At 71.4% G+C, this 13,674-nt stretch carries 15 protein-coding genes; 4 read left to right on the top strand and 11 right to left on the bottom strand.

Annotated elements, in window-relative coordinates; all coding sequences use genetic code 11:
* Nucleotides 1–7 precede the first annotated feature (7 nt).
* The 5 genes from ABZ923_RS07380 to ABZ923_RS07360 form a co-directional block, all read right to left on the bottom strand.
* The gene (locus tag ABZ923_RS07380; protein ID WP_361467940.1) at nucleotides 8–829 is read right to left on the bottom strand and encodes a MetQ/NlpA family ABC transporter substrate-binding protein; all 822 of its coding nucleotides are present in this window, start codon (nucleotides 827–829) and stop codon (nucleotides 8–10) included.
* 22 nt (nucleotides 830–851) lie between these two features.
* Nucleotides 852–1,682 carry a MetQ/NlpA family ABC transporter substrate-binding protein gene (locus ABZ923_RS07375; RefSeq protein WP_361467939.1) on the bottom strand — a complete coding sequence of 277 codons (831 nt, stop codon included), beginning with the start codon at nucleotides 1,680–1,682 and terminating at the stop codon, nucleotides 852–854.
* 64 nt (nucleotides 1,683–1,746) lie between these two features.
* The gene (locus ABZ923_RS07370; RefSeq protein ID WP_361467936.1) at nucleotides 1,747–2,484 is read right to left on the bottom strand and encodes a methionine ABC transporter permease; all 738 of its coding nucleotides are present in this window, start codon (nucleotides 2,482–2,484) and stop codon (nucleotides 1,747–1,749) included.
* Nucleotides 2,481–3,572 (bottom strand): ATP-binding cassette domain-containing protein, encoded by a 1,092-nt coding sequence (locus tag ABZ923_RS07365; protein WP_361467933.1) that lies wholly within the window; start codon nucleotides 3,570–3,572, stop codon nucleotides 2,481–2,483. The genes ABZ923_RS07370 and ABZ923_RS07365 overlap by 4 nt, the downstream gene beginning before the upstream one ends.
* Before the next feature lie 288 nt (nucleotides 3,573–3,860).
* Nucleotides 3,861–4,511, bottom strand: a complete 651-nt coding sequence (locus ABZ923_RS07360) for an HAD family hydrolase (RefSeq protein WP_361467930.1) — start codon at nucleotides 4,509–4,511, stop codon at nucleotides 3,861–3,863.
* A gap of 69 nt (nucleotides 4,512–4,580) precedes the next feature.
* Here ABZ923_RS07360 and ABZ923_RS07355 point away from each other — a divergent pair, with 69 nt between their 5' ends.
* Nucleotides 4,581–4,940 (top strand): hypothetical protein, encoded by a 360-nt coding sequence (locus ABZ923_RS07355; RefSeq protein WP_030343961.1) that lies wholly within the window; start codon nucleotides 4,581–4,583, stop codon nucleotides 4,938–4,940.
* A gap of 1 nt (nucleotide 4,941) precedes the next feature.
* Nucleotides 4,942–5,361: a hypothetical protein gene (locus ABZ923_RS07350; RefSeq protein ID WP_361467928.1), complete on the top strand. Its 420-nt coding sequence runs from the start codon at nucleotides 4,942–4,944 to the stop codon at nucleotides 5,359–5,361.
* Nucleotides 5,362–5,378: 17 nt separating this feature from the next.
* On the opposite strand, the gene ABZ923_RS07345 is transcribed toward ABZ923_RS07350, so the two are convergent.
* From ABZ923_RS07345 to ABZ923_RS07335, 3 genes are all read right to left on the bottom strand, one after another.
* The gene (locus tag ABZ923_RS07345; protein WP_361468003.1) at nucleotides 5,379–5,876 is read right to left on the bottom strand and encodes a GNAT family N-acetyltransferase; all 498 of its coding nucleotides are present in this window, start codon (nucleotides 5,874–5,876) and stop codon (nucleotides 5,379–5,381) included.
* A gap of 45 nt (nucleotides 5,877–5,921) precedes the next feature.
* Nucleotides 5,922–6,428 (bottom strand): sigma-70 family RNA polymerase sigma factor, encoded by a 507-nt coding sequence (locus tag ABZ923_RS07340; RefSeq protein ID WP_361467925.1) that lies wholly within the window; start codon nucleotides 6,426–6,428, stop codon nucleotides 5,922–5,924.
* 91 nt (nucleotides 6,429–6,519) lie between these two features.
* A complete protein-coding gene (locus ABZ923_RS07335; protein WP_361467923.1) occupies nucleotides 6,520–7,695 on the bottom strand; it encodes a glycerophosphodiester phosphodiesterase in 1,176 nt (391 codons plus the stop codon).
* 264 nt (nucleotides 7,696–7,959) lie between these two features.
* Between ABZ923_RS07335 and ABZ923_RS07330 the strand changes: the two genes are divergently transcribed.
* Both ABZ923_RS07330 and ABZ923_RS07325 read left to right on the top strand, forming a co-directional pair.
* Entirely contained in the window at nucleotides 7,960–8,712 is a 753-nt protein-coding gene (locus ABZ923_RS07330) for a lysophospholipid acyltransferase family protein (RefSeq protein ID WP_361467920.1), read from the top strand.
* 125 nt (nucleotides 8,713–8,837) lie between these two features.
* Nucleotides 8,838–10,466 (top strand): multicopper oxidase family protein, encoded by a 1,629-nt coding sequence (locus ABZ923_RS07325; protein ID WP_361467918.1) that lies wholly within the window; start codon nucleotides 8,838–8,840, stop codon nucleotides 10,464–10,466.
* Between the two features lie 32 nt (nucleotides 10,467–10,498).
* On the opposite strand, the gene ABZ923_RS07320 is transcribed toward ABZ923_RS07325, so the two are convergent.
* From ABZ923_RS07320 to ABZ923_RS07310, 3 genes are all read right to left on the bottom strand, one after another.
* On the bottom strand, nucleotides 10,499–12,022 hold the full coding sequence (locus ABZ923_RS07320; RefSeq protein ID WP_361467916.1) for an MFS transporter: 1,524 nt from the start codon (nucleotides 12,020–12,022) through the stop codon (nucleotides 10,499–10,501).
* Nucleotides 12,019–12,570, bottom strand: coding sequence for a helix-turn-helix domain-containing protein (locus ABZ923_RS07315; RefSeq protein ID WP_361467913.1), 552 nt, complete (start codon nucleotides 12,568–12,570; stop codon nucleotides 12,019–12,021). The genes ABZ923_RS07320 and ABZ923_RS07315 overlap by 4 nt, the downstream gene beginning before the upstream one ends.
* Nucleotides 12,571–12,651: 81 nt before the next feature.
* Nucleotides 12,652–13,623: an aldo/keto reductase gene (locus tag ABZ923_RS07310; protein WP_361467910.1), complete on the bottom strand. Its 972-nt coding sequence runs from the start codon at nucleotides 13,621–13,623 to the stop codon at nucleotides 12,652–12,654.
* Between the last annotated feature and the right edge of the window lie 51 nt (nucleotides 13,624–13,674).

Raw genomic sequence — 13,674 nt, 5'->3', positions numbered from 1 at the left:
GGTGCCGTCAGCCGCCGGTCACCGGCAGGACGGACCCGTGGTACTTGTCCTGGATGAACGTCCGTACCTCGGGCGAGACGAGCAGCGCGGCGAGCTTCCGCACCCGAGGGTCGTCCTCGTCGCCGCGTCTGACGGCGAGGAGGTTGGCGTAGGGGTTGTCCTTCGCCGACTCCAGGAGGATCGCGTCGTCGGCGGGGCTCATGCCCGCGTCCTGGGCGTAGTTGTTGTTGACGACCGCGGCGTCCACGTCGTCCAGCGAGCGGGGCAGCTGGGCGGCCTCCAGTTCCCGGAACCTCAGGTGCCGGGGGTTGGCCGTGACGTCCGCGGGGGACGCGTCGGTGCCGGCGCCGGCCTTGAGCCCGATGACGCCGCCGGCGGCCAGCAGCTTCAGGGCGCGGCCCTCGTTGGTCGCGTCGTTGGGCACGGCGACGGTGGCTCCGTCGGCGAGCTCGGTGACGTGGTGGACCTTGTGGGAGTAGACGCCCATGGGCGGCAGGTAGGGCTTGACGACCGAGACCAGGTCGGTGCCCTTGGACGCGTTGAAGTCGTCCAGGTAGGGCTGGTTCTGGTAGAGGTTCGCGTCCAGCTCGCCCTCCTGGAGGGCGGTGTTCGGCAGGACGTAGTCCGTGAACTCCTTGATCTCCAGCTTCAGGCCGGCCTTGGCGGCGAGGTGGTCCCTGACATAGGTGAGCACCTCGCCGGCCGGGACGGCGGTGGCGCCGACGACGAGGGTGTCGTCCTTGCCACCGCCCCTGCCGGAGTCCGTGCCGGAGCCGCAGGCGGTGAGGCCGAGGGCCAGGACCGCCACGGCGACGACGGACGTGCGCATGGCTTCAGTCCCCCCTGGCGGCTCAGAAGGAGGGGATGACGGAGCCCTGGTACTTGTCCTCGATGAACTTCTTGACCTCGGGCGAGGTGAGGAGCTTCGCGAGCTTCTTGACCCGCGGGTCCGACTCGTTGCCCTTCTTCACGGCGAGGAAGTTGCCGTAGGGGCTGTTCTTCGGGGACTCCAGGACCAGCGCCTCCTTGGCGGGCTTGATGCCGGCCGAGATGGCGTAGTTGCCGTTGATCACGGCCGCGTCCACGTCGTCCAGGGAGCGTGCGGTCTGGGCCGCCTCGACCTCCTTGAACTTGAGGTTCTTGGGGTTCTTGGTGATGTCCTGCGGGGTGGCCTCGTTGCCGGCGCCGTCCTTGAGGGTGATGAGCCCGTTGGCGGCGAGCAGCTTCAGGGCGCGGGCCTCGTTCACGGCGTCGTTCGGGACGGCGATGGTCGCACCGCTCTTGAGGGCGTCGGCCTTCTTGATCTTGTGGGAGTAGAGGCCGAGCGGCTCCAGGTGCACCGTGACGACGGGCACGATGTGGGTGCCGCGCTTCTTGTTGAAGTCGTCCAGGTACGGCTGGTTCTGGAAGTAGTTGGCGTCCACCGAGCCGTCCTCGGTCGCCGTGTTCGGCGTGATGTAGTCGGTGAACTCCTTGACCTCCAGGTCGAGGCCCGCCTTCTTGGCCAGCTTGTCCTTGACGAAGTCGAGGATCTCGGCGTGCGGGGTCGGGCTGGCGGCCACGACCAGCGGGCCGTTGCCGTCGGAGGAGCCGGAGTCCTTGCCGGAGCCGCAGGCGGTCAGCCCGAGGGTGAGGGCTCCGGTGGCGAGGACGGCGGTGGTGAGCTTGGCGGTGTTACGCACGAAAAGTGCCTTTCCTTATGGGTGGTGCGACCCCGTGTACGGGTGACGGGGAGTCTGGGTGTCTTTACGCGACCTTGCCGACGTCGGCCGCCGCGGGCTCCTTGGCCTTGAGCAGGCGAAGCTTGGGCGCGGGGCCGGACCGGCCGCCCCTGCTGTGCAGGAGGCGGGCCGCGAAGTCGCCGGCGAACTGGATGACGGAGATGACGACGGCGAGGATGCCGACGGTGATCCACATCATCTGGGTCTCGAAGCGCTGGTAGCCGTAGCGGATGGCGATGTCCCCGAGGCCGCCGGCGCCGACCGTGCCGGCCATGGCCGAGTAGCCGATGAGGGCGACGATCGTGGTCGTGGTGCTGGCGATCAGGGAGGGCAGCGACTCCGGTACGAGCACCTTGCGGACGATGGTCCAGGTGTTGCCGCCCATCGACTGGACGGCCTCGACGAGCCCGCCGTCCACTTCACGGACGGCCGTCTCGACCAGGCGCGCGAAGAAGGGGATCGCGCCCACGGCGAGCGGCACAATGGCGGCCTCGCGGCCGATGGTCGTCCCGGTGATGGAGCGGGTGACACCCATCAGCGCGACCATCAGGATGATGAACGGCATGGAGCGGGCGACGTTCACCACCTGTCCGATGACCTTGTTGGCGACGACGTTCTGCAGCAGGCCGCCCCGGTCCGTGAGGACCAGGAGGATGCCGAGCGGAAGGCCGCCGACGACGGCGATCAGTGTGGACCAGCCGACCATGTAGAGCGTGTCCCAACACGCCTGGGACAGCAGCGGCTGCATCTCCGACCAGGTCACTTGGCACCTTCCTTCACCAGCAGGTCCTCCTGGCCCACGACGTCGATCTGCAGGCCCTGCTCGCGCAGGAAGCCGACCGGCACCACGTTGTCCTCGTACCGGCCGGGCAGTTCGATGCGCATGCGGCCGATCTGGAGGCCGCCGACGGTGTCGATGGCCGCGCCGAGGATCGAGATGTCGATGTTGTAGGTGCGCGAGAGCTGGGAGATGACCGGCTGGGTGGCGGTCTCGCCCTGGAAGGTGATGTCGAGGACGGTCCGGTCGGCGCCCGTGCGCTCCCCGCTCACCGGGAACAGCGCGGCAGCCAGCTCGGAGCCGGGGGTGGCGAGCAGCTCGCTGACCGTGCCGGACTCCACGATCCGGCCCTTCTCCATCAGGGCGGCCGAGTCGCAGATCGACTTCACGACGTCCATCTCGTGGGTGATGAGCAGGACGGTCAGGCCCAGCTGCCGGTTCAGGTCGCGCAGCAGCTGCAGGATGGAGCGGGTGGTCTCGGGGTCGAGGGCGCTGGTCGCCTCGTCGGAGAGCAGCACCTTGGGGTCGCCGGCGAGGGCGCGGGCGATGCCGACGCGCTGCTTCTGGCCGCCGGAGAGCTGGGCGGGGTAGGCCTTGGCCTTGTCGGCGAGGCCGACCAGGTCGAGCAGCTCCAGCGCCTTGCGGGAGCGGGCCCGGCCCGCCTGCCCGAGGATCTCCAGCGGCAGCTCGACGTTGTCCTGCACGGTCCGCGAGGACAGCAGGTTGAAGTGCTGGAAGACCATGCCGATCCGGCTGCGCGCCCGGCGCAGTTCCCGGCCGGCGCGCGGGCCGCGGCCGGCCAGGGCGGTGAGGTCCTGCCCGGCGACGGTCACGGTGCCGGAGGTGGGGCGCTCCAGCAGGTTGACGCAGCGGATGAGGGAGGACTTGCCGGCGCCGGACTGGCCGATGACGCCGTAGACCTCGCCTTCGCGGACGTGGAGATCGACGCCGTCGAGGGCGGTGACCTCACGGCCGCGGGAGCGGTAGACCTTGGTCAGGCCCGAGGTGGTGATCACGTGGGTTTCCGTCACTGTCGAGTGCACGGGCGTGGGTGTGCCCGGGCACGGGTGCATGCGGTTCCGGCATGGAGGGTGGATCGTCGTCTCGTGCGGTCTGGCGGCGCACGAAATGCCACGGCTCTCGCTTCGGGGCGCGAGGCTCAGCTGATGCGGGGGCCCTCTAGAAGGCGCACATTCGACACATCAGGCGACACATACAACGAGCACCGGGCGTCATGGTCGCCTCGGTCGCAAGGGTGCGGCTGCTCGTCGTGGTCATGCGATCAGTAAACCAGACGGACGGTTCTGACAAGCCGCCGCTGTCCGCATCGTGGACAGCGGCGGACAGGGCCGACCAGCCGCTCAGCCGCGGACGGCGATCTCCACTCCCCCGTCGGTGGCCAGTGCCGACAAGGCCGACAGGTCCCGCACCACCAGGTGGGCGTCCAGCTCCTCCGCCCGGTGGGTTGTGGCCAACGCCACGGTGGTCATGCCGGCCGCGCGGCCCGCCCGCAGTCCGGCGGGGGCGTCCTCGAAGACCACGCAGTGGGCGGGGTCCACGCCGAGCTGCCGGGCGGCGAGCAGATAGGGCTCGGGGTCGGGCTTGCCGCGGGTGACGTCGTCCGCCGAGACCAGGGCCTTCGGGGATATCCCGACGGCACCCAGCCGGGCCTCGGCCAGGCGCCGGGTGGCGGAGGTGACCACGGCCCACCGGTCGGCCGGCAGGCTGTCCAGGAACGCGCGGGTCCCGGGCAGCAGGCGGACACCGCCGTTCGGTACGTCCTCGACCTCCAGCTGCTCGACCCGGGCCACCGCCTCCGGCACCAGCCGGGCGGGCAGCAGGTCGCCGACGATCTCGACGGCCGTCCGCCCGTGCAGCTCCACGCGGGCGAACTCCTCGGCGGTGATCCCGTACTCCCGGGCCCAGCGGGACCAGCAGCGCTCGACGGAGTCGAGGGAGGAGACCAGGGTGCCGTCGTTGTCGAACAGGAGGGCGTGTGCGTGGATCGTCATGGTCTAGACCCTACGGCGTACGGCGGGGGCGGCGGCTCCGGCCCGTTTGCGCCGTAATAAGGTCACGGCATGCTCAACGTCCTGACGCTGGTGACCGGGGTCGCCGCGCTGTTGCTCGCCGCGTGGTGCGGCTGGGCCGCGTACCGCGACCAGCCGACGAAGGACTGGCACTTCATCGGCATGGCCGTGGTGTCGCTGCTGGCCGTCGTCCAGCTGGTGATCGGGATCGTGCAGCTGGCGCGGGGCGAGAAGCCGGAGCAGGGCACGACGATCTTCGTGGCGTATCTGCTGGGCGCGTTCGCGTGCGTACCGGCGGCGGGCCTGATGTCGCTGGCCGAGCGGACCCGCTGGGGCTCGGTGACGGTCGCCGCCGGCGGGGTGGTGCTCGCCGTCCTGGAAGTGCGGCTCTACGACATCTGGGGAGGCTGAGGTGACCGCGGTGGAGGAGAAGCCGGCCCGGCTGATCAGCGGACCGGGCATGCTGCTCGTCTGGTTCTACGGCGTGATGGTGGTCGGCGCGGTGTCGCGGTCCGCGTTCCAGATCGGCACGGAGTTCGACCGGGCGCCGCTCGCCTACTCCCTGTCGGCGGTGGCGGGACTGGTGTACGCGTTCATCACCTACACGCTGATCCGGGGCGGGGAGACGGCCCGGCGGGCGGCGTTGGTGTGCTGCGCCGCCGAGCTCGCGGGTGTCCTTCTCGTCGGTACCTGGACCCTGGTCGACCGGTCGGCGTTCCCGGACGCGACCGTGTGGTCGTACTACGGGGCCGGGTACGTCTTCATTCCGGTCCTGCTGCCGGTCTCCGCGGTGTACTGGCTGCGCAAGGCGCGGCAGCAGCGGGCTTCCTGAGGGGCCGGCGGCCGCGGTCAGGCCGTCTGGACGAAGGCCCCGGCCTGCTTCTCCAGGATGATCAGCTCCACCCCGTCGTCGCCCTTGGCCCGGCCCACCGTCTGGTAGCCGACGCGGCGGTACAGGCGGAGGCTGCCCTCGCTGCGGTGGCCGGTGAAGAGGCGGAACCGCTTGGCGCCGCGCTCCGCCTCCAGCGCCGTTTCCGCCGCGCGCAGCAGGCGCGCGCCGATGCCGTGGCCCTGGAGGCGGGGGTGGACGCAGAGTGTGCCGATGGCCGCCGCGCCGTCCTCGGTGACCTTGCCGCGAACCGAGCCGACCACCTCCTCGCCCAGCCGGGCGACGAAGACGCAGTCGGAGGCGACCTCCTGGCGGACGGAGTCCAGGGTCTGCACGAGCGGGTCGATGCGGTAGTTGCCGTACAGCGCCGCCTCGCTCTGGAAGCACAGGTACTGGAGCCGGAAGATCTGCTCCGCGTCCTGCTCGGTCGCCACCGAGATGGTCACGCTCATGCCCATGTGCGCACGCCTCCCGCTCACCTGATCACCTGTCGTCGCCTACTCCTATCCCCGCGCTTCGCGGGCCGCAACCTCCGGGGTGAGCAATCGGCGCAGACATCCGAGACATCTGGAGCGTTCCGGTCCGAGACTGCCCTGTGAGATACCCAACTCCCCCGCGATCTCCCGGTATGTCAGGTCCTTCGGCGAGAGCAGCGCCTCCAGGAGACGGGGACAGCGGCCGGGCAGCCGGCGCACCGCGTCCCGCAGCGCGCGGTACCGGGCGGCGGTCAGGACGCGCTGCTCGGGTCCGGGGCGGAGGTCGTCGGCCGGCTCGCCCGCGTACGGCCGTTCCCGGCGGGTGGTGCGGCGGCTGCGGCGGGCCTCGGCACGGACGGCCCTGCGCAGCCAGCCCTCGGGATCCAGCGGCGGCCCCTCCGTCTCCAGCCGTTCCAGGAGCCGCAGCCAGACGGCCTGCTCCAGGTCACCCGGCTCACCTCCGGCCGCATACGCCTCGGCGGAGGCCTCGGCCGTGAGCAGGGGGTGCAGGGCGGCTACCAGGTCGGGCGTCATATGCGGAACGACGAGCCGCCCCGGCGGGGGGTTGCCGGGGCGGCGCACAGTCACCCTGAACGGGTGAGGGGCGGTGCGGTGGTTGACGCCGTCAGCCCTTCAGGAAGTCGGCGCGGGCGAGCAGCCCGGTGTCGGCGTTGTCGGTGAAGACGCCGTCGATCCCGGTGGCGAAGTACCGCTTGAAGGCGCCGAAGACGTCGCCGTAGGCGTCGGCCGCACCGCCCTTGCGGTACTCGGCCGGCAGGAAGGGATTCTCGTTGCGCATCGTGTACGGGTGCAGGACGAGGCCCACCCGGTGGGCGTCGGCGACCAGCGTGGTCGGCTCGGCGAGGGTGCCGTCCGCCTTCCTGGGGATGACCAGGTCCAGGGTCGGGCCGATGCCCTGGGCGTAGCCGGCGATCTCGCGCAGACCCTTGGGCGTGATGAGGTCGGCGACCGTCCGCGGGTCCTTCGCCTCGACGAAGTCGTACGGACGGCTGTCGGCCGAGGAGAGCAGGACGACGAGCGGGTTGTCGACCAGCCGGTTCAGCCGCTGGATGCTGGTGGGCTCGAAGGACTGCAGGATGACCGGGGAGTTGCGGCCGTCCTTGCCGTGCTTGCGCAGCAGCTTGGCCACCCGCTCCTCCAGGCCGAGGCCCAGCTTGCGGAAGTAGGTGGGGTGCTTGGTCTCCGGGTAGATCCAGACCTGCCGACCGCGCTTGCGGGTCTGCTCGTCCTGCCAGGTGAGGACCTCTTCGAAGGTGGGTATCCCCCAGCGGCCGTTGTAGAGGGTGTTGTGCGGCCGGTTGGCCGGGATGCGCTCGACGGCCCGCAGCGTCTTCAGCTCGGCGAGCGTGAAGTCCTCGGTGAACCAGCCGGTGGTGGAGACGCCGTCCACGACCTTGGTGGTCCTCCGGTCGGCGAACTCCGGGTGGGAGGCGACGTCCGTCGTGCCGCCGATCTCCGGCTCGTGCCGGCAGACCAGGTGGCCGTCCCTGGTGGGCACCAGGTCGCCCGCCTCGACCACGTCGGCGCCGAGGTCCAGGGCCAGGTCGTACGAGCCGAAGGTGTGCTCGGGGCGGTAGCCGCTGGCGCCCCGGTGGCCGATGATCGTCGGCACCGGCAGGCTCTTCAGTCCGCGCCCGCCGTGTCCGGCCGTCCGGGTCCCGGCGGCCCGGGCCGCCCCGGGCAGTCCGAGGACCGCTCCGCCCGCGCCGAGCACCGCGGCGCCGAGCAGCGCCCGCCGTCCCGCCGTCTGCGCCTGCCCGTTCGCCTCGTCGCTGTCCATGAGCGCCCTCCTGCCGCGTTCGTTCGTCGGTGCGGCCCGATCGTAGGGTCGTACACATGGCCGACGGGAGGCCCCGGTTCGAACACCAGGGTGCGGTCGGGTGTCCTGCGAACGGCGGAAGATGACGGTTCGTCGGGCCCGGGCGGGCGGTCCGCGCGATGTCCGTCACACCGCCGCAAGGCGGTATCGGGCCGTCCTGCGGACGCCACCGCAGGTAAACCCGCGTCAACACTTCGTAAGGCCTCGGTGAACCGGGCGTCCCCGATGTGCGCGCGGACCGGCGCCGCGAGTAATGTCCTCACCTGCACAGACTCATACCGCCCGCCCTCGACATCGGAGGACCCGTTGTCCCGCTTCGCGCTCATCAAGGCAGTGCTCGGACCGATCATGCGCCTGATGTTCCGCCCACAGGTGGAAGGCGTGGAGCACATCCCGGGGGACGGACCGGTGATTCTGGCCGGTAATCACCTGACGTTCATCGACTCCATCGTGCTGCCGGTGGTCACCAAGCGGCAGGTGTGCTTCATCGGCAAGGACGAGTACGTCACCGGCAAGGGGCTCAAGGGCCGGCTGATGGCGTGGTTCTTCACCGGCGTCGGCATGATCCCGGTGGACCGGGACGGGGCGAGCGGCGGCGTGGCCGCGCTGATGACGGGCCGGAGGATCCTGGAGGAGGGCAAGATCTTCGGGATCTACCCCGAGGGCACCCGGTCGCCCGACGGGCGTCTGTACCGGGGCCGTACCGGTATCGCCCGCCTGACCCTGATGACCGGCGCGCCGGTGGTGCCGTTCGCCATGATCGGCACGGACAAGCTGCAGCCGGGCGGCCGGGGCATCCCGCGGCCCGGCCGGGTCACCGTCCGGTTCGGCGAGGCCATGGAGTTCTCGCGGTACGAGGGCATGGACCGGGACCGCTATGTGCTGCGCGCGGTCACGGACTCCGTCATGGCCGAGGTCATGCGCCTGTCCGGTCAGGAGTACGTCGACATGTACGCCACCAAGGCGAAGGCCGCCTAGGGCCGTCCGACGGACGGGCGCCGTACGGCCGCCCGTCCGCCTGCCGGTGGAATCTGCCGCCGACACATCGGGCATTCGGCCGTATGAATGCGGCCGTATCACCACACAACATGTCTGATTCAGACATGTACAAACCTTCTCGGCGTACTCTGCTCCGTACCCCGATCGCCGCCGCCGGCGCGGGGATCCTGGCAGCCTGCACCAGTTCCGGGTCCGGGCCCAGTTCCGGCCCCCAACACGCGGACGGCGGGGGAAAGTTCGTCCCGGCCGGGCCCCGGGGGTACGTCAACCCGTCGGATCCGGAGGTCCTGGCGGCCGAGCGGAAACGGGGGTCCGGGCACGTCCGCACCTTCCGGTTCACCGCCGCCGAAGCCAAGCTGGACCTGGGCGGCCGGGCGGTCCGCACCTGGGCGTACAACGAGGAGGTGCCGGGCCCGCTGGTGCGGGTCACGGCCGGTGACGTACTCGACCTCACACTCACCAACCGGCTGCCCGCCACGACCACGCTGCACTCCCACGGGGTGCGGCTGCGCTGCGACATGGACGGCGTGCCGGACCTGACCCAGCGGGCGATCGCCTCGGGGGACGACTTCCGCTACCACTTCGTCGCGAAGCACCCGGGCACGTACCTGCTGCACTCCCACGTGGGGATGCAGCCCGACCGGGCCCTGTACGCACCGTTCATCGTGGACGACCCCAGGGAACCACTCGCCTACGACAAGGAGTGGGTGCTCGTCATCGACGACTGGCTGGACGGCGTGGAGGGCTCCACCCCCGAGAACGTCCTGGAGCAGCTCAAGCCCGGCGGAGCCATGGACATGGGGAAGACGGCCATGGGCCCCGGCCACGACGGCGCGGGCCACGGCCACAAGGCGAGCGGGCACCCCTCACCGCACCGGAAGTCCACGGGCCCCGACCGGGTGCTGCACTCCTCCCACAGCCGCATGCTCAACGGGGACGGCGGCAGCGTCGCCTACCCGCACTACCTGGTCAACGGGCGGCTGCCCGGCAACCCGTCGGTGTTCCGCTGCCGTCCCGGCGACCGGGTGCGCCTGCGCATCATCAACGCCGGTTCCGAGACCGCCTTCCGGGTGGCGCTGGGCGACCACACGATGACCGTCACCCACACCGACGGCTACCCGGTGAAGCACAAGCGGACCGACGCCCTGCTCGTCGGCATGGCGGAACGCTACGACGTCCTCGTCACCGCCAAGGACGGGGTCTTCCCCCTGGTCGCCCTGCCCGAGGGCAAGCCGGGCCGGGCCCTCGCCGTGCTGAGCACCGCCAAGGGGGGCAAGAGGCTGCCGCCGGCCGACGTCCACCCGCACGAGCTGGACGGCAACACCGTCCCGGCGCGCCGCCTCCTGCCGGACGACTCCGTGGCCCTGGCGGACCGTCACCCCGACCGCGAGATGCGCATCAGGATCACCGGGACCATGGAGAAGTTCGACTGGGGGTTCGACCACAAGCCCTACTCCGTGGCACAGCGGCACGCGGTCCGCGCGGGTGAGCGGGTGCGGCTGACCCTCATCAACGCCACGGGCATGTGGCATCCGATGCACCTGCACGGGCACACATTCTCGCTGACCGGTCTGGACTCGGTGGGGGCGCGCAAGGACACCGCGCTCGTGCTGCCGCACCGGAAGCTGGTGATCGACTTCGATGCGGACAACCCCGGGCTGTGGATGCTGCACTGCCACAACCAGTACCACTCGGAGAGCGGGATGATGACCGTGCTGGGTTACAAGCGCTGAGCCGCGGGGCGGGCCGGGTCGGCTCGACCGCCTCAGCCTGCGCTGTCCAGTTCCTGGTTCCTCAGGAGGAACCAGGCCACTGCCGCGGCCGCCAGGAGGACCGCCGAGCCTGCCGCCGAGGCCAGGTGGAGGCCGTGGACGAAGGAGTCGCGGGCCGCGGTGAGGAGGGTCTCCGCCTGGTGCGCCGGCATGTCCGCCGCGGCCTCCACTGCCGCGCCCAGGGACTCGTGGGCGCCGGCCGGGGTGCCGGCCGGGCCCGTGAAGTCGCGGTAGACGCCCGTCACGACGGAGCCGAGGAGGGCGATGCCCAGGGCGGCACCCAGTTCGTACGCCGTCTCGGAGACCGCGGAGGCCGCGCCCGCCTGGTCCTTGGGGACGCTGGAGAGGATGACGTCGGCGGTGACCGTGAAGGAGAAGCCCGCGCCGACGCCCACGACCAGCAGGGCGGCACCGAGCACCGGGTAGCCGGTGGACTGGCCGAGCGTCGTCAGGGCGGCCAGGGCGGTGCCGACCGCGGCCAGGCCGCCCGAGACCACCGTGCGGACCGAGAACCGCCGGGCGGCGCGGCCCGCGACCAGGCCGGCCGCGACCGCGCCGACCGCCGCGGGCAGTTCGGCCAGGCCCGCCTCGAACGGGCGCCGTCCCTGGACGAGTTGCAGGTACTGGGAGAGGAAGAACACCAGGCCGGACATGCCGAGGACGGTCAGCAGGTCGGCGAGGACCGCTCCGCTGAAGCCGCGGCGCCGGAACAGCCGCATGTCGAGCAGCGGGACGGGCATGGTGAGCTGGCGGCGGACGAAGCCGTACAGGGCCGCCGCGCCCAGCAGGCCGGTGCCCAGGCTCGTCCCGGTGACGCCGTGGGTCGCGGCCTCCTTGACCGCGTAGACCAGGGCGATCATGCCGACCAGCGACAGCAGGACGCTGCCCAGGTCCCACGGGCCCGGGCGGGGGTTGCGGGACTCGGGCAGGGTGCGGATGCCGACCAAGACCAGGACGACCATCACCGGCAGGTTGATCAGGAAGACCGAGCCCCACCAGAAGTGCTCCAGGAGGAATCCGCCGGCGATCGGGCCGACGGCGGTACCGGCGGAGGCGGTGGCGCCCCAGATGCCGACGGCGAGGCTGCGCTCGCGCGCGTCGTGGAAGATGTTGCGGATCAGGGCCAGGGTGGCCGGCATCAGGGTCGCACCGGCGACGCCGAGCAGCGCCCGGGCCAGGATCATCAGTCCGGGTGTCGTCGCGTAGGCGTTGAGTACGGACAGCGCGCCGAACGCCGTGGCGCCGCCGAGCAGGATCCGCTTGCGGCCGATGCGGTCGCCGAGGCTGCCCATGGAGACGAGCAGACCGGCGATGACGAAGGAGTAGACGTCGCCGATCCACAGCAGCTGGGTGCCGGAGGGGTGGAGGTCTTCGCTGATGTAGGGGGTCGCCAGGCCGAGGACGGTGGCGTCGACGGCCACCAGCAGCACGGCCAGGACGAGGACGGACAGCGCCAGCCAGCGGCCCGGGCGCTTCACCGCCTCGGTCGACTGTGCCGGCTGCAGGGTGCTGGTCATGGTTCCTCTCTCCGCAGAGCGCCGCCGAGCAACAGCTCGGCGATCATGGTCGGGAAGTCCCGGGCGGCCACGCGGCCGTCCAGGGTGGCCCAGGCGCACGAGGCGATCAGCCCGTAGAGGGCCTCGGTGAGCCAGACCGGGCTGAGGTCGATCCGGAACGTGCCGTCGCGCTGTCCGCGCTGGAACAGGGCGCCGATCCGGGTGTCCAGGCGCTGCCAGCCCTCGTGCTGCCGGTCGCCCTCCCACAGCTGGTTCTCGCCGTAGAGGAACGCGAGCAGTCCGGCGGCCGGCTGGATCTCGCGCACCAGCCGGCGTACGGCCTCGGCGGCGGACCCCTCCTCCGGCCGGGCCCGGTCCAGCGCCGCCTCGCACTCAGCGATGCCGAGCTGCTCCAGCGCCCGGACGAGCGCGTCCCGGCCGGCGAAGTGCCGGTGCAGCGTGGCCCGGCTGATCCCGGCGGCCTTGGCGACCTCGTCCATGGTCGCGGTGGATTTGCGGGTCAGCAGGGCGGCTGCGCTGCGCAGCACGTGGTCACGATCGAGGGCCATGAGACAAGAATAGCCCACATGAGACATTGATGTCTCAGCAAAGGCATGCGTGACTCATCACCGCTGATCACGGGGTGTGCGTCAGTGCCAGGGCAGCTGTCCGCGCCCCTCCCAGTAGGCGCGCGGGTCCTCCGCGAGCGTGGCGAGGCGGGTCAGCTGGTCCGCGTCGAGGTCGACGGCGGGGGCGTGGAGGTTGGAGAGGAGCTGCGGGACGGTCGCGGCACCGGAGAGGACGACCCCGGCCCAGGGCCGGCACAGGATCCAGGCGAGGGCGACCGCGTCGCAGCCGAGCCCGGTCTCGGCGGCCACGGCCCGCAGCGCGTCCGGGGCGTGCGGTGCGGCCAGCCGGCCGTTCGCCATGCCCTCCTTGACGATCACGGTGAGCCCGGCGTCGTGCGCCTCGGCGAGCGCGGGGCCGGCGGAGGGCTCCAGGACGTTGTACGTCGACTGGACGGTGCGGAAGAGGGGCTCGCCGTCGACCGTGACGGCGACGGCGGCGCGGATCGCGTCGGCCTGGGCGGGGCCGCTGGTGGAGAAGCCGATGGTGAGGCCCTCGGCGGCGGCCTGGGCCAGCCTGGCGTGGAGGTCCTTGTCGGTGAGGGCCGGGCTGTCCGGGGTCACCGAGTGGATCTGGTAGAGGTCGAGCCGGTCGCCGAGCAGGGCGTCGGTCTCGGCGCGCTGCCGTTCGTAGGTGGCGAGGCCGTGGTCCTTGACCTCGTGCTGTTCGGCGTCGGTGGACCAGCCGGCGGTGTAGGTGTAGCCCCACTTGCTGCCGATCACCGCGTCCGCGATGTCCGGGCGGGCGTTCAGCCAGTCGGCGAGGAACTCCTCCGAACGGCCGTAGGAGCGGGCGACGTCGAAGTAGCGGACGCCCTGCGCGTAGGCCGCGTCGAGGAGCTCATGGGTACGGGTGCGCAGCGCGTCCACGCTGCGGTCCGCACCGAGGTCCGTGTCGCGGTCGAGGGTGATGTAGCCCGGGCGGCCGACGGCGGCGAGACCGAGTCCCAGGTGGGCGGTGGGGGTGGTCGCGGTGGCCAGTCGGCTGAACGGCATGGCGGGCTCCCTGCACGACGATCGGAGGATCTTGCACCAATCTACCCAGGC

Origin of the sequence: Streptomyces sp. NPDC046881 (genome assembly GCF_040645015.1) — a bacterium.
In the GTDB taxonomy this organism is placed as follows: Bacteria; Actinomycetota; Actinomycetes; order Streptomycetales; family Streptomycetaceae; genus Streptomyces.
The sequence above is the reverse complement of the archived record's forward strand: the minus strand, read 5'-3'. Positions and strand labels throughout refer to the sequence as shown.

What these genes read in the sequence shown, in the direction of transcription:
- ABZ923_RS07380 (WP_361467940.1), bottom strand. Translation starts at nt 829, where the DNA reads ATGCGCACGTCCGTCGTCGCCGTGGCGGTCCTGGCCCTCGGCCTCACC.
- ABZ923_RS07365 (WP_361467933.1), bottom strand. Translation starts at nt 3,572, where the DNA reads ATGCACCCGTGCCCGGGCACACCCACGCCCGTGCACTCGACAGTGACG.
- ABZ923_RS07360 (WP_361467930.1), bottom strand. Translation starts at nt 4,511, where the DNA reads ATGACGATCCACGCACACGCCCTCCTGTTCGACAACGACGGCACCCTG.
- ABZ923_RS07355 (WP_030343961.1), top strand. Translation starts at nt 4,581, where the DNA reads ATGCTCAACGTCCTGACGCTGGTGACCGGGGTCGCCGCGCTGTTGCTC.
- ABZ923_RS07345 (WP_361468003.1), bottom strand. Translation starts at nt 5,876, where the DNA reads ATGGGCATGAGCGTGACCATCTCGGTGGCGACCGAGCAGGACGCGGAG.
- ABZ923_RS07340 (WP_361467925.1), bottom strand. Translation starts at nt 6,428, where the DNA reads ATGACGCCCGACCTGGTAGCCGCCCTGCACCCCCTGCTCACGGCCGAG.
- ABZ923_RS07335 (WP_361467923.1), bottom strand. Translation starts at nt 7,695, where the DNA reads ATGGACAGCGACGAGGCGAACGGGCAGGCGCAGACGGCGGGACGGCGG.
- ABZ923_RS07330 (WP_361467920.1), top strand. Translation starts at nt 7,960, where the DNA reads ATGTGCGCGCGGACCGGCGCCGCGAGTAATGTCCTCACCTGCACAGAC.
- ABZ923_RS07325 (WP_361467918.1), top strand. Translation starts at nt 8,838, where the DNA reads ATGTACAAACCTTCTCGGCGTACTCTGCTCCGTACCCCGATCGCCGCC.
- ABZ923_RS07320 (WP_361467916.1), bottom strand. Translation starts at nt 12,022, where the DNA reads ATGACCAGCACCCTGCAGCCGGCACAGTCGACCGAGGCGGTGAAGCGC.
- ABZ923_RS07315 (WP_361467913.1), bottom strand. Translation starts at nt 12,570, where the DNA reads ATGGCCCTCGATCGTGACCACGTGCTGCGCAGCGCAGCCGCCCTGCTG.
- ABZ923_RS07310 (WP_361467910.1), bottom strand. Translation starts at nt 13,623, where the DNA reads ATGCCGTTCAGCCGACTGGCCACCGCGACCACCCCCACCGCCCACCTG.